The organism is Paenibacillus sp. J14, assembly GCF_000518465.1.
In the GTDB taxonomy this organism is placed as follows: Bacteria; Bacillota; Bacilli; order Paenibacillales; family Paenibacillaceae; genus Fontibacillus; species Fontibacillus barengoltzii.
Genome location: NZ_JADQ01000008.1, coordinates 101,039 through 120,781, shown reverse-complemented (window position 1 = coordinate 120,781; position 19,743 = coordinate 101,039). Strand labels below are relative to the sequence as shown.

Sequence of the window (19,743 nt, the reverse complement as noted above, 5' to 3'; positions counted from 1 at the left end):
ATCTTAGGCATGACACCTTGATCCCATACGCTTCATATGGGGTCGGTATAACGGCCGACAACCGGCAAAGCTTACTAAGCAGAGATTCAAAATGTTGGCATTTGAATCACATTTAAGTTCAGCCTTGCTTCTCCGGGAGGATATTCCGTCCGCGCATTGAACGTTGGCTTTCAGCAGGATGCCAACTCTCTGGGGAACAACATCACGGCGTACTGGTCCCATCATCGAATGATTCTTTATGCAAGTACAATATGTAAATAGTTATATCTTATTGCCTCCCTCATGTCAACATCCTGCCCTCAACCTGTTTTTTTGCCTAGAAGACAATTCATCATTGCCCTGGAAATGTCCGGAATCCCCCTCTTTCGTACGTTTTCCCCCTCCCCTGTTCCTCAGGTGCCTCTTTTATAATGAAAGGGATTACATTTTCGTGTGAGAAGGAGCGAGCATACCGATGGAGACCCTCTGGCAAGGAAAATGGATTTGGCATTCCGGTGAATCCAGCCCGCGTAACGAGTGGCGTTGCTTCCGCAAAACGTTTGCGTGGACGGCAGCCAACAGCGGGCGAGCAGTGATCAAGCTTACGGCGGACTCCAGATACGTCCTGTACGTAAACGGACAACGGATTGGTCAAGGCCCTCCGCGCTCCTGGCCGTTTATGCTGGCTTATGATGAATACGACATCGGCCATTTGCTGAGACCAGGACAAACGAACGTCATCGCCGTCATGGTGATGCATTTTGGAATCAGCAACTTCTATTATTTGCGGGGACGCGGGGGCTTGCTGGCCCAATTGGAGCTTGGTAGCAGCCCACAAATCCTAGCAGCAACAGACGATACGTGGTTCACTGTGGTGCATTCAGGCCATGACAGCCGTTCCCCGCGAATGTCCTGTCAGCATGCTTTCGCCGAGAAGATCGACGCGCGATTGTGGGACGACAACTGGATTCAACCGGACTACCAGCCTGGCCCGGAATGGCAACCAGCCGCGGTCATCGGCCCGGCAGGCTGCGAGCCTTGGGGAATGCCGGTTCCCCGGGACATTCCCTATTTGACGGAAGAAACTGTATATCCTCGGCGCATCGAACGCTTGAGCAAGGTTAAGCCCGTTCAATATACGGCGGCTATTGACCTGCGAAATCAATTTTTCGAGGACAGTACCGACACGGCGAACCCAGCCGAATTTCTCGGATTGCTCGCTACCGTGGTGCGTTGTCCGTTGAAATGTACGGCTACGCTGGGGCTGATCGATGTGGGCGGGACATTTCGGGGCTGCAGTCTGGACGGGGTTTGGTACGATGAGAAGTCATTAATAGGTGAAGCTCCCGAACGCTTTCTCCGCCTTGAGCTTGATCCGGGAGATCATCTCCTGCTGATCGACGTCAGCGGAGGGACGCACGGAAGCGGGCATCATTTTGCGGTGGATGCCGAGAAGCCGCTGGAGTTCTTATCGCCTCTAACGTTCATACAAGCACACTCAAACGCTCAAGCAGACGATTCGTCCGTCTTTGTTACCCTTGGTCCCTTTGACGGCGGAATCCGTTACGACCATAAACCAAATCCTCCGATGAATCCGGCGCACCCCGACTATTTGCGGGCCCGAGAGATCGCAGATGCGGCAGGACTTGTACCGTTTGCGAACTGGCTCCGTCCGGTTCCCGAGGCGCTGGTCAGCCAGGAAGATGTCTTTATCCTTTCCGTGTGGAAAAGGGATGAAGTCCCTTTAGCGATTCCAAACACGCTGCAACAAGCGGTGATTCCCAGCTTCGAGCTGGCGGAGGTCCCTTGGTATCCCGATGGAGATACCGAATTTGTGATCGACTTTGGCAGAGAGCTGTCAGGTTATTTAGAGTTCGAAGTTGAAGCGCCGGAGGGGGCGATCCTTGATTTTTACGGATTCGAGTTTATGCATGAAGGTCGACGCCAGGATACTTACGGATTGGACCATACGCTTCGCTACATCTGCGCCGGGGGACGCCAGCGGTACACGTCTCCAGTGCGGCGTGGACTGCGATACTGCCAGGTCACCGTACGAAACGCAACGGTTCCTGTGCGCATCTGCTATATTCGCATGCTGCAAAGCAATTATCCGATCGCTGAGGTTGGGCAGTTCCAGTCATCGGATCCGCGCCTAAATGACATTTGGCAGATCAGCCAACATACGACCCGGCTATGTATGGAGGATACTTTTGTTGATTGTCCGATGTACGAGCAGACCTTCTGGGTCGGCGATGCCCGGAATGAAGCGCTGATCAACTATTATTTATTTGGGGCTGACCGGATCGTCGAACGCTGCCTGCGATTGGTTCCCGGCTCCAAGTTCCAGACCCCGTTTTACGCCGACCAAGTGCCGAGCGGATGGAACAGCGTCATTCCGAACTGGACATTCTTCTGGATTATCGCCTGCTTGGAGCTGTATCGCTATAATGGGGACAAATCCTTTGCCGCGGATATTTTCCCCCATATCGAGTATACGCTCAAGCATTATTTAGAGCGGCTGGATGATCGGGGATTACTATGGATCCGCAGCTGGAACCTGCTCGATTGGGCTCCGCTGGACCAGCCGAACGACGGGATCGTATCACACCAGAACATGTTCCTGGTCAAAGCATTGATGTCCACCGCTGCTATTGCTTCGGCTCTCGGCAATCGTGAAGCGGAGGCGTTCTACACGGAGCAGGCGAACCGCTTGGCAGCCGCCATCAACAAGCATTTATGGTCGGAAGAACAACAAGCCTATCTCGATTGCATCCATACGGATGGGCGGCGCTCTGACATCTTCAGCATTCAGACGCAAGTTGTGGCGCTGTTGTGCGGCATTCCCGAACAGGTTAAGGACGAGAGCTCCAACTCTGCAACCGCTCAAACGGCAGACGCAACGCTCGCGAAGCGCAGACTTGCTTCCGTTGAACGACTGATTCTGCATCCGCCCAGCTCCTTCGTGCAAATTGGCAGTCCGTTTATGTCCTTCTTCTACTACGAAGCGCTGGCGAAACTGGGCAAATGGGATATCATGATCGAAGATATGCGTCAGGGCTATGGGCAAATGATCGATTGGGGAGCGACAACCTGCTGGGAGATGTATCCTAACTTCACGGAAAACCGAGCCAAAGCCGACCTGCTGACTCGGAGCCATTGCCATGCCTGGTCTGCGGGACCCGCCTATTTCCTAGGTGCCTACGTCCTCGGCGTTCGCAGCCTGGAGCCCGGATGGAGTCGAGTGCTCGTGGCACCGCAGCCATGCGGCGGATTGACCTGGGCGCGCGGCACCGTTCCCGTTCCAGGCGGCGGCAGAATCGACGTTTCCTGGCGTCTGAAATCCCCTGCAGCCGTTGCAGCAGAGGAAAATCAAGCGCAACCCAGCCTGCCCCGGATGCACTTGCGGATCGTTTCTCCAGAAGCCATCGAGATCGAGGTTCAGTCCCCGAGCGAGGTTGACGTTGTGATTGAGCATATTCGTGTCGCTTCAGCATAGGCATGTTGTATTTGTCATGGGCTTAGCCGATTTCAAATTGACCCTTGCCGGAGCTGACACTATAATAGGGGCAACCGCAGCGTAGGAGGGATCACCGTTGTCTTTATACCGAGGGGAGAAGGTACTGGACGGGGCTGATTTTTTTACGGACTCCTTACCTTTTTACTTTAACCGGGTCGAAGAGACCTTTGATTTGCAGATGCATAGCCATCGTTTCGTGGAAATTGTGCTCGTGGATGAAGGTGAAGGGTTTCATTTCATCGATGAGGAGGTTGTGCGCGTCACCAAAAACGATGTATTTCTGCTCCCCGCCGGAACGAGACATGTGTTTCGCCCCGGACATGCGGGATCTCGTCATCCGCTAATCGTTTACAACTGTTTATTTGAGCCGAGCAAGCTGCTCGCATGCCTGGAACACCTGCCCGGCTTTCACGAGTTAAGCCGCTCCAGACCGTATTTGTTCGAGGGAACTAGGGCCTCCTCTCCGGGGTGGCTGCACTTGAGGGAGGGAGGCAGTCCGTGGAGTATTTGGTTTCGCGCTGCCTACCGTGAGTTTACCGAACGAAAGCCGGGGTATCTCCTTCAACTGTACAGCCGATTTATTGAGCTGGCCGTCATGCTGGAACGTCATCTGGAGCGCCTCCAGTCCAACTCTGCCGCAGAGCCGGAAAATCGGTTCATGGAAGAAGTCCTGCGCCGGATCGATAAAGACTATGCAATGCAATTATCCGCGCAGAGTTTTGCTGCTGCAACTCATCTGAGCGAACGTCACTTCCGTCGCTTGTTCCAGCAGTATGCCGGCTGTACCTTTCACGAATACGTCCGGAGCAAAAGAATCGAGAGAAGCCGCGAGCTGCTGGCCTCCACCCGGCTTCCAGTGATAGAGATTATGAAGAGAGTGGGTTACACAGATAAGAAGCATTTTCTGTCCCTCTTTAAGCAATCGACCGGCGTCTCTCCTACCGAATACCGACGGCAAGCCAGCCTGGATCGACCGCTTGAACACAAATAAAAAAACGCCATTTGGCACTCCCTCGTAGAAGCCAAATGGCGTTTGCTTTTGATTAATACAGTTCCTGCACTTCTTGACCTTTCTCAGGGGCACGTTCGCGGCTCTCCAGCGAATCCCAGGTTTCACTGCTAAGTAGATCCAACTGGGCTTCCACCAGCGTACGGAAGCGAGCGCGGTAAATGGAAGCCTGCTTCTTGAGCTCTTCCACTTCCATCGCGATTTTGCGCGATTTGGCCAGCGATTCGTTGACGATCCGATCGGCGTTCTTCTCCGCCTCTTTCACGATCAACTGAGCTTCCTTCTTCGCATTGTTCTTCACTTCATCGGCCGCTTCCTGTGCAACGATAATGGTCTTGCTAAGAGTTTCCTCAATATTAGCAAAATGATCCAGTTTCTCTTGCAAAGCCAACAGTTGGTTATGAAGCTCCTTGTTCTCCCGGATCACGATCTCATAGTCTTTAATGACTTGGTCGAGAAACTCATTCACTTCATCTTCGTCATAACCGCGCAATCGTCTGGAAAACTCTTTGTTATGTATATCCAGCGGCGTCAATGGCATGATCCTCACCTCCTAGAAATTTCGAAACTCCCCGTGAAGCGATAGTTCCATCAGGTGAATTGTCCCGTTGTTGAACTCGCACCCCAGCGGGAAGATGGGTTCAATTCAATCACGAGATACATTCAAGAACCAGTTCGAACTATCATATTCGACAAGAATCCACCATCTCCTGCAAAACGCCTTATACAAATTTACCGATTTTGACACGATGTCTGCCTTTCTTAGTCAAACCGCCTGCTTCCAGCACCTTAAATCGCCCAAAGCCCTGCAGTGCTACGACATCGCCAACCTTCAACGGTGTGGAGGGGTCCTCCTCCGTTCTCCAATTTACTCGGCAACGGCCGGCTTTGATTGGAATCAGCACTTTGTTACGGCTTAAGCGAAATACATCGCTAACAATCCCATCCAAGCGCAATGAAGCCACTGTCAGCTCCATCGGTTCCAGTTCTTTCTCCATCGTCCTCAGCTCGCCTAGGTTCAGTACATCGGTCATGACATTCACGCGATGCACTTGATGGAGGTTCATTTGCAGAAACGGTACAATCTCTTCCGCAACAATGACGTGACATCCGTCCTCACGAACATGAATGTCGCCGATTTTATCACGTTTGAGTCCGAGCCCCAATATCGCCCCTAAATAATCGCCATGCTGAAGGGCGAGAAATTTCTGGTCTCCTGAGGTGATATCGAGCACTTTCAGTCCCATCGGCTCTTGGCTGAGATCCCGGTAATCCGGAGCAATCAGTGCCCGCCGTCGTTCCGCGCCTTCATAACCGCCGTCCAGCCGAATTTGCACATCAGGATGGCGATTCGCCAGGGTCTCCAGAATGTAACATTGCCGCGGATCCAGGAAGTCGCTAAGCTTGACCTCATGATAATCCCCGGCATTCACGACCCATTCCCAGGCACGGTCGACAAACGGCCGTTCCTCCGGTTTAAAATGCTCATAAATATCGGCTTTCATCATTAGTACCCAAAGATATAGTGGAGAACACTAATTAATCCGAAGACAGCCAATCGGAGCACAAACAAGGCAATAATCGGCGAGATGTCGATCATCCCCATGATCGGTGGAATAAACCGCCGGAAGGGAGCCAAATAGGGCTCAACGAGCTTGCCCAGCAGTTCGCCAATAAAGCTGTCGCGGGCGTTAGGTACCCATGACATCAGAATGTAAACCAGGATCATATAAAAATAAATATTGTATAGCAGCCATACAATGGAATCGATATAACCTACCAAGCTGTCATCACCTCATTCTGTTATAATCGGAATCCTCCGTTAAAATCTCTGTAATCGATCCCTGAATTTCAACGGTATCCGGTGTGCAAAGAAAAATATTCGATCCAATTTTGGAGATGCTTCCGCTAAGCGCATAAATCGTTCCGCTTAAGAAATCAATAATGCGCATGGCTTGATCATTGCGGACCCGCTGCAAATTAACGACGACCGATCGATGGGAACGAAGATGGTCAGCGATTTCCTGCGCTTCTTCATAGGAGCGAGGTTCATAGAGGATGACCTTGACATTCTTCTGGGAGTGAATACTGACCACGTTGCTTCCTCTCTGATTTCTACGGGATTCAAAGCTTGGGGTTTCAATTTCTGCGTCTTCTTGACCAGAAAACCGTTCGCGCTCCACAATCTCTTCTTCTTCCTGTAAGCCCAGAAAGTTCATGAACCGGTTCATTACTCCCATTACGACAATTCCCCTTTCCCCACTAACAGCGTTCCGAGGCGAACCCATGTCGCCCCTTCCTCAATCGCCACTTCAAAATCTCCCGACATGCCCATCGACAATTCTGTCAACGGCTCCGCCGTTACAGCTTGAGCGTTCAGTTGATCGCGCAGCTCCCGCAGTTTGCGGAAAACCGGTCTTGTCCGCTCGGCATCTTCCTCGATGGGAGCCATCGTCATGAGCCCCACCACGCGAACATGCTTCAAATCTGCGATTTCCTTCAAAAAATCAGCAGCTTGCTCAGGCTCAATCCCTTGCTTGGACGCCTCGCCGGAGACGTTCACCTGCAAAAATGCAGTAACGCTCGTTCCCATCGCTGAGGCTCGTTTCTCCAGTTCACGGGCCAGCGACAGCCGGTCCAACGAATGAATATATTGAAATTTCCCAATGACGTCCTTGACCTTATTGCTCTGCAGATGGCCGATAAAATGCCAGGTCCCTTGTCCTTCGAGCGCTTCCCATTTCGGAACGGCGATTTGCGGGCGATTCTCACCGATATGCACGATTCCTGCGTCCAGCACTTCGCGCGTAGCTTCAACCGATACATATTTAGTTACGGCGACGACATGGACCTCCTCGCGCTTTCTGCCGCTTCGCTCGCAGGCTGCCTTAATCCGCTCTTCCACGTGCTGTATCCGTTCCTTCAGCGACACGGGAAGGATCACCTCTCTTTTATGCCAATCCAGCTTGCCATTCTCCCTGTAACGCCATTCTGCGCCCGGTAGGAGTAAAAATACTCCGGATGACAGCTTGTACACCACGTTGTACATTCGATATGAGTCGGCAATATTCCTGCTTTAATCATAATGATTCGATTCATTTCTTTCAAGTTCAGCATTGTTTTTCCTGCACGGGGAGATGCGGAAGCAAAATGCGGCTCTTCACCCGGCAGCGCCTCACGAACCTTCTCCATCACCACTTCGTCCACCTCATAGCAGCATTCCCCAATGCTGGGGCCAATCGCCGTGCGGATCTCGCTCCGCTGGCTGCCGAACTCGCGTTCCATCGTGTGAATCATTTCTGCAGCGATCAGACGGACGCTGCCTTTCCACCCAGCGTGGGCCAAGCCTACGACACCTCTCACCGGGTCAGCAAAATAAAGAGGAACGCAATCGGCATAAAACGAGGTGAGCAGCACCCCCGATACGTTGGTCACCAGTCCGTCCGTCTCCTGAAAAGCGCCGCTGCGGTCCAGGAACCCTTTGCCGCGATCCTCGGCACGGACCACAGCGACGGCGTTGCCGTGAACCTGCTCCCCGCAAGTCCATGCATCGGAGGCAAACCCCAACGCTTTCGCTAACCGGCGTCGGTTCTCAAGCACGTGCTGAGGGTCGTCGCCTACGTGAAGAGCCAGATTCAAGCTATCATACGGCGGTTCGCTGACTCCGCCAGACCGTCCGGTAAATCCGGCGCTGATTCCCGGAATAACATTGGCCCAAGGAGCCAGCTCGAACCGTTCTGGTTGTTGGTTCTTAGCATTCCTTACAAACGGTTCCATCATCCATCTCCTTAAGGTAATTAAATTTAACGGACCTAAACGACCTTATTTGCCAGAAAAAGCGTCAAACAAAGATCTAACGGACTGGGAAGCCTCTATCAGCTTGATCTTGCAGCAATTTGTGCCCGGTTTAGTCGAATAAGGTCTGTGAGGTCCGTCTCATCTAGTTTCTCAGCCGTATTCACCAGAATAACGTCTTTGAGGTCCGTTAAAGTTCAATATTGGAATTACTTCAAGTCTACCATAAATCGCCACAATACCGCTTGCGGAATCTAGCTCCGTCGTTCCGCCCGTCCGTCTCGGTCGATATACACCGTCGTATCGTAGTTTGTCTGGGTTCTTGGTTCTCGAAGCTCCTCCATTTTCACCAACACAACGTCAGATCCAATCTTCACGATATTTTTCCATGGGATAATGAGATCGCTCCCGCCGCCAAACAACCCCATAAATTTCGCCCCGACAGGCACGACAATCGCTTCAATGACACCCTGTCTTAAATCCAGCTCCAGGTCGCTGATATGGCCAAGCCGCTTCCCGTCCACAACATTGATAACGTCCTTCGTCTGAAAATCGGATATTTTCATACTCGCCCTTACTACATTATCCATACTTCTACCGCCCCCGTCCCGTCGAATTACTCCGTCCCTTTACTATATGAGCTTGGGATTCGGTGCATGCCCTTGGCCACAGGAAAAGAGATGCCCGACCAAGCCCACACAGAAAAGGACAGCCCTTCCGAAAATCTGTAAGATTCCAGAAGAAGCCGTCCTTTCAGTTATCCGTTCGTTTTTATGCTATTATTTCCCCAGCGCCCCGGCAGCTGCACTTTCGCCGCCCAGTCGTCCGGAAGTAAAGGAATAGCCAATGCCTACCCCGTTCCCGACGTAAGTGTCGTTAAACAGCACACCTTCAGATTCAAGCCCAACGGCGTAAAGTCCTTTGATCGGTACACGTTGGTCGTTCAACACTTGGAATTTAGGGTTTACGAGCAAGCCGCCAACCGAACCCAGGTTGTTAATCTCGGCAATGATCGCATAATAAGGACCCTCACCCATCGACAGCAAGTATTCTTTGGATTTGCCAAACTCTGTATCTACGCCAGTTTTGGTCGCTTGCGTATATTTGTTAAACGCGTCCTTAAACACCTCGACGTCCATGCCAGCGTTTTTGGCTAATTCCTCAATCGTATTGCCTTTATACCCATCCCCGTTCTTCACCATCGATTCAAAGACGGCGGTCACGTTCTTCCATGGAGTATCCAGCTTAAACTGATCGGTGAAATCCGCGTAAAATTCCGGTGGAAGCCCTGGCAGCTTCGGCGCTTTGATGCCGTTCATGCCCTTCGCTTCCAAAGCCTTCAACTGCGATTGCGATACGATCACCAGATGGTAAGGCCCGTTAAACGCACTCGTATTCGCTGCCGCTACTGCCGTCAACGTCGCCGTCTCATCTCTGAAACGAGCTCCCGATGGGCCTACGTTCATCAAGTTCGGCAGATAGCTGAGCATGAGTGGATAGCTGGCTTCGAAGGAGGAATATTGCTTCTTCAGATTGCTGGTTCCTCGGGCCAGTGTTTGGTGCAGCATTTGTCCGCCAAAGTTGTCCGGTACCTTCGCTCCAACTTCCCAGGACATTTTCAGACCTTCGCCAATATTTTGGGCGAGTCCGCCATTCACGCCCTCAAAACCAAATGCCTCTTTCACCATTTCCTTGTTTCCTGCGTAGCCGCCCGTTGCGATTACGACGCTTTTTGCACTGATTTCCAGCGTGGTGCCGTCCGTTTTTTCCGCGATAACGCCAGTCACCGCTCCTTTAGCGTTCGTGATCAATTTCTTCCCGGTGGTTTCTGTAATTACCTTGCCGCCGTTCTTCTCAACCGAAGCCGTCAGCATCTTACGGAGCGTCTGCTCGCGAGTGTTATAAGCCGGCAGCACATGCAACTGCTCTCCACCGAAGTTCAGGAACGTCGTAACATACCCTTTGTTCTTCAGCCAATCGTACGTATCCCCGGATTTCGTCACATATTGGCGCACAGCCGCTGCATCCACTCTCCAGTGGTTGTTGACGATCCAATCGGCGATCTCCTTCTCCGCGTCCACCTTGACACCGCTCTCAAGTGCAGCGGAGGAGTTATAGAATTTGCCCGCCCAAGACAGATTGCTGGCACCGCCAATGATACTGGTCTTTTCGATAATGATCACTTTTGCGCCTTTGTCCGCCGCCGCTACCGCAGCCGACACCCCGGAAGCACCGGCCCCAACGACGACGACGTCGGCTTGGAGCTTTTCCGTTTTGCCTGTGCCAGGCTTCTTGACGCTAACCGATTTCAAGGCATTCACATCGCCGCCTGCTTTTTTAACCGCATCCTCTACCGCTTTCAGCATGGCGTCGCTGGATACAGTTGCGCCGCTTACCGCATCAATCTTCAGCGATTGGTTCGTCAAGATTTGATCCTTGATTTTGTTCAGCGCGCTGTCACCAAGCCCCTCAGTTTCGGTTTGGCTGACGATCTTGATGTCCTTGATCCGATCCGCTTGCTCCATCGTCACGAGCACTTTGATGACGCCGTCTTTGCCCTCGGCCTCCCCGGTATACGTCCCCGCCTTAAATGCTGAGGCCGCGACCGCTGTCGAGGAGCTGTTTAACAGCTTCTCAGATGGCCAACCCCAACCGAACATCGACGCAACCAATACGATGCAGATCGTAACCAAGAGCACCTTGTTCACTCGTTTGTTGCGCATTCCCTCTTCTCCCCTTACTGCATAGTCTGCCTTGTTATTGTGAATATTTTCACTTATGTTCACAAACAAGGCTACACTAGAAGCATAAACCTTGGTGTTGCACCAAGGTCAATAGGAATTCTCGATAGGAATATGGATCTCTAGGAACGAACGTTTCGTGCCCTCGTGGTTCTCGGTCAACATCAATCGTCCGGTTACCGCGCCGGAAATTGCATAGTGCTGCTCATTTATGTAATTCAGCATAAAACGAAGCGATTCTTTGGTAAAATCTTCGCTCTGCGGGGACAATATCACCGATGTCACACAACGAGACGGCGGAATATACTCTAAATGCTCATCCAACGTGATGCCCAGTTGGTGCACCTCGTTTTCCGAAATCGACAGGCCCCAGCTGTATTCCAAGCCCTCCGCCTCGGATTCGATGGAATCCGGGTCGATGCGGAAGCAATAAAATGAGTAAGGAAGCACCTCCATTAACGCATTAATGGTGCCCTCCAAACCTTTCGTGTTAAGCAGGTGATTTTTATCCGTTTGCTTTAATCGGTAGAGTCCTGGTCGGTCCCCCAGCGTGCAACGATAAAGTCTCCCCTCTAGATTCTGGACCTCCCGGCTCAGTTCATCTAACTTATGCAGCAACATCGTGCTTTTGCGGATCTCTTCCTCCAGCTCCCGCTTGCTCTGTTCCATCTTGTTGAGAATGTCGTCCAACGAGGCATTTTGAATCAAGCTGGCCACATCCTGCAGTGGAATCTGCAAACTGCGATACCACCGGCTCATCAACAAATCCCGGGCGTCCAAATCGTTGAAATAGCGGTAGCTGTTATGACGGTCCTTGACCGGCCTCACGATGTCATGCTTCTCATACAGCCTCAGTGTGTCCCGGGTGATGCCAAGCAGTGAAGAAAATTCCCCAATGCAATACTTCATCTACCTTCCCTCCCGCACATCTCAAGTCACAAGCCTTTTGTCCCACTTCTATGATATTGAAGCAGGGGGGATTGAAGATATGGAAATGTTCACACGAAAAAAGGCCCCCGCAGGGACCGAATTACGACTTCACATGTTTCTGCATTTGTAAAATAGCTGATTTCTCGAGTCTGGACACTTGAGCTTGGGAGATCCCGATCTCCTCGGCGACCTCCATTTGCGTTTTGCCTTCAAAGAAACGCATGGACAAAATCATCTTCTCGCGGTTGCCTAACCGCTGCATCGCTTCACGTAAGGCGATTTCCTCGATCCAGGAGACGTCCTTGTTCTTGTCATCGCTGATTTGATCCATCACGTAGATGGGATCCCCGCCGTCATGGTAGATCGGCTCGAACAAGGAAACCGGGTCCTGGATGGCGTCGAGGGCAAAGACGACGTCCTCCTTCGGTAAGCCCAAAGCCTCAGAGATCTCAAAAATCGTAGGTTCACGGGAATTCTGATTGGTCAGGTTGTCCCGCATTTGAAGTGCCTTGTAGGCGATGTCTCGCAAGCTTCGGGAGACGCGGATCGGGTTGTTGTCCCGCAGGTAACGCCGAATTTCCCCGATGATCATCGGTACAGCGTACGTGGAGAATTTGACGTTCTGCGATAGGTCGAAATTATCGATGGCTTTCATGAGTCCGATGCAGCCAACCTGGAATAGGTCGTCCACATACTCCCCCCGATTGTTGAACCGCTGGATGACGCTCAGCACGAGTCTCAGATTGCCATTTACTAACTTTTCTCTGGCTGATCTTACGTGGTCCTGCTGCAACGAGTGGAACAATTCACGCATTTCCGCATTGGTTAGAACGGGCAATTTTGCGGTATCTACACCGCAAATTTCGACTTTGTTTCGGGTCATCGTGTCTTACCTCCCAAGGAGAAACTAATGAACAGTATCTCCCGGGACTGCATTTTTATTCCGCCGTCATCTTCCTCGTCGAGCGAAAACACTCAAGTCGACCTCTGTCGAAATAATTGGAATTTCGATAAACGCATATCTATCATGCCATTCACTAAACCATCTTGTTAAATTCCTTGCGCAGCCGTTTAATAATTCGTTTCTCCAGACGCGAGATGTACGATTGCGAGATGCCCAGCAGGTCAGCTACATCCTTCTGCGTCTTCTCATCGCCGTCAACCAGCCCGAAGCGAAGCTCCATAATCATCCGCTCGCGCTCGGTTAATTTATCCAGCGCCTTGTGCAGCAGCTTCCGGTCAACTTGCTCTTCGATATTACGGTAGATCGTATCGTTCTCCGTACCCAGCACGTCGGAGAGCAGCAACTCGTTGCCGTCCCAATCGATGTTCAGCGGCTCATCAAAGCTGACCTCGGTGCGGATTTTGCTGTTCCGGCGCAGGTACATCAGAATTTCGTTTTCAATGCAACGAGATGCATAGGTCGCCAGCTTGATCTTTTTCTCCGGGTCAAACGTGTTAACTGCTTTAATTAAGCCAATGGCGCCGATGGATACCAGGTCCTCGATATTGATTCCCGTATTCTCGAACTTTCTGGCGATATATACGACCAGCCGCAGGTTACGTTCGATCAGCATGGCCCGGATGGCGGAATCGCCGCTGGGCAGCCGCTGCAGCAAATATTCCTCCTCTTCACGGGTTAATGGCGGAGGAAGTGCTTCGCTGCCGCCGATATAATAGATTTCTTCACTCTTTAGTCCAAAAAGAAACAGCAGCCGGTAATACTGCAGCTGCAGCATCATTTTCCACTTTACACGCATCACTTTGTATCCTCCTAAGTTACGTTCCCGTTTTACTGATGGTGTCCATACTCTCCTTCGCCTCTGTCGACTCAACCAGTGCGGGATGAACAATCGCTTGGTAGGTTCCTTCCGTCGATAACCGCCCCCCGTCCAAACCAATCAGCACCCGGGACGAACGATATTCCTTGCCGTCTAGACGGACCATAACCTCGTCAGGCTTCAGCGCCAGCATAAACTGGGTACCTTTGTTGATCCCGCGGTAAGGAACCAACCGCAGCCGCTCCGGCCATGGAAAATCTCCTGCCTCTGTCAGCTGCAAGATGAGGTTGTCCGCACGTTCGTCAGCCAGCTTCCCCCGATACGACGGGGGCAAAACCTGCTCCCAAAGCACAGCTTCCATTACGGTCACCGGAAGCCGGCTGAGGGGATCGGATAACTGGTTGCCCGTATCGATCAATCCCGTGCACGTAATCGCTGTATCGCCTACGCGTACTTCCAAATCAGCTAAGAAGGAGCGAATCCGCTCCTGCCGTTGACGTGCATCGATCACCCGCTTAAACCCATACAATACGGCGAAGAAGCAAACCAGAATAAACAACACTCCAATTTTCAAGGAAAACGAAAGCCCGCCGGAAGCCGAATACCATATCCCGCTCCAGATTTCTCCGGAATCTTGCAGCAAATAATGTACACCTAGAATTCCGCCGGCCGCTGCAAAATTGACGATATAAAAAGCTCCCATATTCCGTAAGTAGTTTTGTAAACTTCCAAATCCGAACGCAACCCACAGCATCACGACAGAGAATAGAAATTTCACCAGAAACGTGTACAGAAATGAGAGCTCCGGCAAAAACATCATGACGACATACATCGCCCCAACCACCGCCGACAAGGCCAGCCGCCAGAGAACGACTTTTTGCTTTCGCATCCAAGCCGTGACTAGAAGCAAGCTTGCATCGATCAATAGGTTCATCAAAAATATGAGATCGATATAGACAACCAACGGCATTCACCTGCCTGGGTAGATGGTTATCAGTATAAAGAGAACGCGCGATAAAGTCTGTCTAAAATTGAAAGTAGAATGCCACTATTTTTGTCGACTTCGCGGGAGAGATTTGCAGAAGGGAAGGATAGAAAAAAAAAGACCTTGGCCCATCTCGGGTCAAGGTCTAGGGGAAGACGTTTAATAGCTCCTAACCTATTCGTTGTTGTTCCGCGAACGGTTACGAAGAAACGTCGGAATATCCAGTTGGTCGCCGCTAGGCTGGTTACCGAACGGTCTCAGGGTGGAGGTCGAACGGTTCTCCTGCGGCTCCGGAGCACCAGGGGCAGCTGCTGCCGGCTTGCGGCTAGGCAACGGCTTGTTCTCGAATCCCGTGGCGATCACGGTAACTTTGATCTCTTCTTTCATATTCTCATCGATGATTGCACCAAAAATCATATTCACTTCTGGGTCCGAAGCGGCAATAACGATCTCTGCTGCTTCATTGACTTCATACAACGACAGGTTCGCCCCGCCGGTAATGTTCATAATGACGCCGCGCGCCCCTTCGATCGAAGTCTCCAAGAGCGGACTCATGATGGCTTTACGTGCAGCTTCGGCAGCACGGTTCTCGCCGGTTGCAAGACCGATACCCATCAGGGCGGATCCGCGCTCGGTCATGATCGTCTTCACGTCGGCGAAGTCGAGGTTGATCAGACCCGGCACGGCAATCAAGTCAGAAATGCCTTGCACGGCTTGACGCAGGACGTTATCCGCTTCGCGGAACGCTTCCAGCATCGGCGTCTTCTTATCCACAATCTCAAGCAAGCGATCGTTAGGAATGACGATCAGCGTGTCTACCTTTTCCTTCAACGCTTCAATCCCCATCTCCGCTTGCGTGGAGCGTTTGCGGCCTTCAAACGTAAACGGACGGGTTACGACGCCAACCGTTAGTGCGCCGCACTCTCTGGCGATCTCGGCAATGACCGGCGCTGCCCCAGTTCCTGTACCGCCGCCCATACCGGCAGTAACAAACACCATGTCGGCGCCTTTCAACGTATTGGCGATCAAATCGCGGGATTCCTCAGCCGCTTTCTTGCCCACTTCCGGATTAGCTCCGGCGCCGAGACCACGGGTCAGCTTGTCCCCGATTTGCAATTTATGTTCGGACTTGGCCAAATGCAGCGCTTGAGCGTCTGTATTGACCGTAATAAATTCCACGCCCTGCACGCCGTTCTCGATCATTCGGTTAACCGCGTTGCTTCCGCCGCCGCCAACCCCGATCACCTTGATTTGTGCCAAGCTCTCCATTTCGAAATCAAATTCCAACATACTCTTCCATCTCCCCCTCAATATGCATGGATCGACCATGCATCATTCCTGAACCACTATATAAATTCGCTAAACAAGTTCTTGAGTCGTTCCATCAAACCGTTCTTCCGAACGGGTTCCTGCGGTGCCGGAGCCTTGCTCCGGTTCGCATTCTTCTTCGGGCTGGAAGCGCTGCGGATCCGCAAATTCTTAACCACTTTATGCAGAATTCCCACCCCGCCGGTGTATGAAGGATCACGAACGCCGATGAAATCAGGCACAGCAATCCGTACCGAAGCTTCCAGCTCCTGCTGGGCAATCTTGAGCAATCCCGGCATGGATACCGTTCCGCCGATCAGGATATATCCCCCCGGCTGCTCGCTGTAGCCAAGACGCTTGACTTCCTGGCGAATCAGCTGGAAAATCTCCTGTACGCGCGGCTCCGCAATCGCGGCCAAATCCTCCTGCGTAAACTCCTTGTCCACATTACTTCCGATCCGTGTCACCTTAAAAGTAACATCCGACGCCGCGTCCTCAATGGAAGCACAGCCGTATTTCAGCTTCGCCTTCTCCGCATGGTCCGTTAACGTCCGAAGGCCGTAAGCAATGTCGTTCGTTATAAATTCTCCCCCAATCGGAAGCGTGGATGTCGCAACGATCGTGCCGCTTTCAAATACAGCGATCGTCGTGGAACCCGCACCGATGTCCACCAGGACGGATCCCATCGTTTTTTCGTCTTTGGACAACGCCAATTGACCGGCAGCAAGCGACAGCAATACCAGATCCCGAACTTTAAGGCCAGCCTTCTCCACACAGCGAAGCAAATTGTGAATCGCCGTCTTGGAGCCGGTGACGATCGTCGCTTCCACTTCCAGTCTGACGCCAATCATCCCGCGTGGATCCGAAATTCCTTCCAGTCCATCCACGATATACTGCTTGGCCACCACGTCGATAATTTCGCGTTCTGGCGGCAGGGCGATCACCTCGGCCGCCTTCAGGACCCGCTCGATGTCTTCTTCACCAATTTCCCGGTCTTCATTTTGTACGGCTACAACCCCGTGGCTCGTTTGGAGTCCGATGTGATTTCCCGAAATGCCGACATACACTTCAGATATTTGAATATCTACCATTCGTTCTGCATGATCCACAGCGCTGCGGATCGATTGCACCGTTTGGTCAATATCTACAATCGCGCCTTTTCGAATTCCTTCCGAGTCGGCAGATCCAACCCCAATAATATTAAAGGTTCCATTATTAATTTCCCCAATAATAGCACGAACTTTGGATGTACCGATGTCCAAACTAACAATGATGTCATTGTTGCTCAAGCCCCTGGCACCTCCTATTTCCCCATCAAAATATACTTGCCGTGTTAGATGCACTATCTACTAATTCAACGCCACTTAACCTTTCCCTCTTTTTTCTACAAATTTTTTGACTTCCAACTTTTAACACCATATAGACAGGAAGTATCCTGACTGTGACAGAGAACCTGCCCCTATTTGAAAAATTAGAAGAAAAAAGAGGGAGAACGCCAACTAGCCCATAAAATGTATTTTATCATTGTTTTTCAATCATGAGTAGTATCATTTTGTCCATCGTCTCCGTCCTCCGTCGTGGAGTATGGAACATATGAATCCGCGTCCAGCATCGTCAGCTTTCCAGGGTCCTGGGTTTGCAAAATTTCGTTCATGTATTCCGCCTTTTTGGCTAGGAGGGAAGTGGCTGAAATGATTTCGAACTTGGACCGGGTATACAGCTTAATTCGGTCCGGATAAGACAACGTAGGTGAAGGTACGATCTCCGAAATGTCTGCGGTCAGCTCGTCCGGAATTTGCGACAACGTTTGGCAAAGTTTGACCAGTCCTTCATCGTCGTCCTTCCAACCGGTTAATATGGGCTTGTCCACCGGCATCGACCCGTCCTTCAGGTCGATGCGCGTCCCGTTGGCGAGCAAGCCATGCAGCTTCCCGTCCTCTGCCAGCACATACGCTGCAATCGGATACTCCTCAATATGGATCGTAACGCTGCCGGGGAACGTCTTATCTACCTCTGCTTGCTTCACCGAAGGAATTTCTTCCAGCCTGCGGGCGATATGATCGGCACTGACCGCAAAAAACGGCGAACCCACCTGAAGCCCTGTGGCGCCCAGTAGCTCTGTCTCCGTTGTATACTCATTGCCGTCGAACGTAATAACAGATATTTTGCTAAGAGATGAACGGAAAAATAGAACGCATAATAATGCGAGGAACAACAAAATAAGTATGGTTTTGATTTTTCGTCCGCTTTTCTTCTTAGGCGCAGGTTCTTTTAGGACGGGTACATTCGCTTTTGGCATGTCATTTCTCCGCAACTTTCTGAATAAGTATTACAAAGCTTATATCCCCTCCAGGGGAGGGGACAAAAGTTTAGGGCTATACTACGAAGGTTTCGCGAATCAGCACCACGATAGCCTTAAGCCAGATCCAGCTGACGCAAGGCTGGCGATTCACGGCGTACCGAGCCTCCAAGCCGTTGGAACATCGTTTCGATTCGATCATAACCGCGGTCGATATGATGAACCTGCTCCACCACGGTTTGACCCTGGGCCGCCAAACCAGCGATCACCAGCGCCGCCCCTGCACGCAGGTCGGTTGCTTCCACGGTCGCGCCGTAAAGCCGGGGCACCCCGCGAATAAACGCGGAATTCAAGTCCACCGTAATGTCGGCGCCCATGCGAACCAGCTCGCCGACATGCTTGAACCGGCCTTCGAACACGGTTTCTTTCATCACGCTCATTCCGTCCGCCAAGGATAATAGAACCATCACTTGGGACTGCAAATCGGTAGGAAACGAAGGATACGGCGAGGTCACAATTCGTTCCACCGCTTTCGGACGGCCTGCACTGCTCAACGTTATTATATCATCGCTCACTCCGATTTGAACACCGGCCCGCTTGAGCACGGTAAGCAACGATACCAGGTGTGAAGGGTTGCTGTGGGTCAACGTAACGCTGCCGCGGGTGGCAGCCACAGCAATCAATGCAGTTCCCGCAACGATACGGTCCGGGATAATCTCGTAATCGCAAGGGGTGAGACGCTTCACTCCTCGGATCGTAATCGTGTCGGTTCCCGCGCCGATGATGCTGGCGCCCATGGCATTCAAGAAGTTTTGCAGATCCTGAATCTCCGGCTCCCGCGCTGCATTCGTAATCATCGTTGTGCCTTCAGCGAGCGCTGCAGCCATCATGATGTTCTCCGTTGCACCCACGCTGGGGAAATCCAGATGGATGTCGGTACCAATCAACTTGCTGGCTCTGCACCATATTTGCTGATCGTGTTCTTCAATCTTCGCTCCTAAAGCTTCAAGTCCCTTCAAATGCAGATCGATCTTCCGTTCCCCGATCGCACAGCCTCCCGGCTGATAGATGCATACTTCCCCAAAACGGGCAAGCAGCGGCCCCATCAAAAAGATGGAGGAGCGCATCTGTTTCATCAAGTCCTCAGGAACATGGCTGGAATCTGCCCCCGAGGTATCCACAGTCACCGTATCTCCCAAATGGACGGCTTTACAGCCCAGTCGACTGAGAATGCCTAACATGACATCAATATCGAGCAGGCGGGGGACATTTCGAAGTTGCACCTTACCTTCCGCCAGCAGCGATGCGGCCAGAATCGGCAATGCGGCATTTTTCGCTCCATGGATACGAATGGTTCCTGATAGGGGTTTCCCGCCTTCGATCACCAATTTGTCCAATG

The 19,743-nt window shown here is 51.8% G+C and carries 18 protein-coding genes and 1 other annotated feature (1 of these 19 running past the window's edge); of the genes, 2 read left to right on the top strand and 16 right to left on the bottom strand.

Translation table 11 applies throughout. The features are described from left to right. Positions 1 to 234 (bottom strand) — a binding site (T-box leader) (it extends 78 nt beyond the left edge of the window). A gap of 220 nt (positions 235 to 454) precedes the next feature. Next, positions 455 to 3,475: a family 78 glycoside hydrolase catalytic domain gene (locus tag M891_RS0104320; protein WP_028537950.1), complete on the top strand. Its 3,021-nt coding sequence runs from the start codon at positions 455 to 457 to the stop codon at positions 3,473 to 3,475. 97 nt (positions 3,476 to 3,572) lie between these two features. Continuing rightward, a complete protein-coding gene (locus tag M891_RS0104315; RefSeq protein WP_028537949.1) occupies positions 3,573 to 4,487 on the top strand; it encodes an AraC family transcriptional regulator in 915 nt (304 codons plus the stop codon). A 52-nt stretch (positions 4,488 to 4,539) separates the two neighbouring features. Here the strand turns inward: M891_RS0104315 and M891_RS0104310 are convergent, their stop codons facing one another. From M891_RS0104310 to murA, 16 genes are all read right to left on the bottom strand, one after another. Further along, complete coding sequence (locus M891_RS0104310) at positions 4,540 to 5,046, bottom strand: DivIVA domain-containing protein (protein ID WP_016311524.1); 507 nt, start codon at positions 5,044 to 5,046, stop codon at positions 4,540 to 4,542. A 181-nt stretch (positions 5,047 to 5,227) separates the two neighbouring features. Further along, positions 5,228 to 6,010 carry a YlmH family RNA-binding protein gene (locus M891_RS0104305; protein ID WP_028537948.1) on the bottom strand — a complete coding sequence of 261 codons (783 nt, stop codon included), beginning with the start codon at positions 6,008 to 6,010 and terminating at the stop codon, positions 5,228 to 5,230. A gap of 2 nt (positions 6,011 to 6,012) precedes the next feature. Further along, positions 6,013 to 6,288: a YggT family protein gene (locus M891_RS0104300; protein WP_028537947.1), complete on the bottom strand. Its 276-nt coding sequence runs from the start codon at positions 6,286 to 6,288 to the stop codon at positions 6,013 to 6,015. 7 nt (positions 6,289 to 6,295) lie between these two features. Next, a complete protein-coding gene (locus M891_RS0104295) occupies positions 6,296 to 6,745 on the bottom strand; it encodes a cell division protein SepF (protein ID WP_028537946.1) in 450 nt (149 codons plus the stop codon). Continuing rightward, the gene (locus tag M891_RS0104290; protein ID WP_028537945.1) at positions 6,745 to 7,437 is read right to left on the bottom strand and encodes a YggS family pyridoxal phosphate-dependent enzyme; all 693 of its coding nucleotides are present in this window, start codon (positions 7,435 to 7,437) and stop codon (positions 6,745 to 6,747) included. The genes M891_RS0104295 and M891_RS0104290 overlap by 1 nt, the downstream gene beginning before the upstream one ends. A gap of 8 nt (positions 7,438 to 7,445) precedes the next feature. After that, positions 7,446 to 8,282, bottom strand: a complete 837-nt coding sequence (pgeF, locus tag M891_RS0104285) for a peptidoglycan editing factor PgeF (protein WP_028537944.1) — start codon at positions 8,280 to 8,282, stop codon at positions 7,446 to 7,448. A 272-nt stretch (positions 8,283 to 8,554) separates the two neighbouring features. Then, positions 8,555 to 8,890 (bottom strand): YlmC/YmxH family sporulation protein, encoded by a 336-nt coding sequence (locus M891_RS0104280; protein WP_016311518.1) that lies wholly within the window; start codon positions 8,888 to 8,890, stop codon positions 8,555 to 8,557. Positions 8,891 to 9,079: 189 nt separating this feature from the next. Next, a complete protein-coding gene (locus tag M891_RS0104275; protein ID WP_016311517.1) occupies positions 9,080 to 11,023 on the bottom strand; it encodes an FAD-dependent oxidoreductase in 1,944 nt (647 codons plus the stop codon). 108 nt (positions 11,024 to 11,131) lie between these two features. Continuing rightward, positions 11,132 to 11,950: a MerR family transcriptional regulator gene (locus M891_RS0104270; protein ID WP_028537943.1), complete on the bottom strand. Its 819-nt coding sequence runs from the start codon at positions 11,948 to 11,950 to the stop codon at positions 11,132 to 11,134. 121 nt (positions 11,951 to 12,071) lie between these two features. Beyond that, positions 12,072 to 12,854 carry an RNA polymerase sporulation sigma factor SigG gene (gene sigG / locus M891_RS0104265; RefSeq protein ID WP_016311515.1) on the bottom strand — a complete coding sequence of 261 codons (783 nt, stop codon included), beginning with the start codon at positions 12,852 to 12,854 and terminating at the stop codon, positions 12,072 to 12,074. Positions 12,855 to 13,008: 154 nt separating this feature from the next. Further along, positions 13,009 to 13,731: an RNA polymerase sporulation sigma factor SigE gene (gene sigE / locus M891_RS0104260; RefSeq protein ID WP_016311514.1), complete on the bottom strand. Its 723-nt coding sequence runs from the start codon at positions 13,729 to 13,731 to the stop codon at positions 13,009 to 13,011. A 19-nt stretch (positions 13,732 to 13,750) separates the two neighbouring features. Next, on the bottom strand, positions 13,751 to 14,722 hold the full coding sequence (gene spoIIGA, locus M891_RS0104255; protein WP_028537942.1) for a sigma-E processing peptidase SpoIIGA: 972 nt from the start codon (positions 14,720 to 14,722) through the stop codon (positions 13,751 to 13,753). Between the two features lie 189 nt (positions 14,723 to 14,911). Next, positions 14,912 to 16,027 carry a cell division protein FtsZ gene (gene ftsZ / locus M891_RS0104250; RefSeq protein WP_028537941.1) on the bottom strand — a complete coding sequence of 372 codons (1,116 nt, stop codon included), beginning with the start codon at positions 16,025 to 16,027 and terminating at the stop codon, positions 14,912 to 14,914. 56 nt (positions 16,028 to 16,083) lie between these two features. Beyond that, on the bottom strand, positions 16,084 to 17,334 hold the full coding sequence (gene ftsA / locus M891_RS0104245) for a cell division protein FtsA (protein ID WP_028537940.1): 1,251 nt from the start codon (positions 17,332 to 17,334) through the stop codon (positions 16,084 to 16,086). A 242-nt stretch (positions 17,335 to 17,576) separates the two neighbouring features. After that, a complete protein-coding gene (locus M891_RS0104240) occupies positions 17,577 to 18,344 on the bottom strand; it encodes a cell division protein FtsQ/DivIB (RefSeq protein ID WP_016311510.1) in 768 nt (255 codons plus the stop codon). Positions 18,345 to 18,460: 116 nt separating this feature from the next. Beyond that, a complete protein-coding gene (murA, locus tag M891_RS0104235; protein WP_028537939.1) occupies positions 18,461 to 19,741 on the bottom strand; it encodes a UDP-N-acetylglucosamine 1-carboxyvinyltransferase in 1,281 nt (426 codons plus the stop codon). Between the last annotated feature and the right edge of the window lie 2 nt (positions 19,742 to 19,743).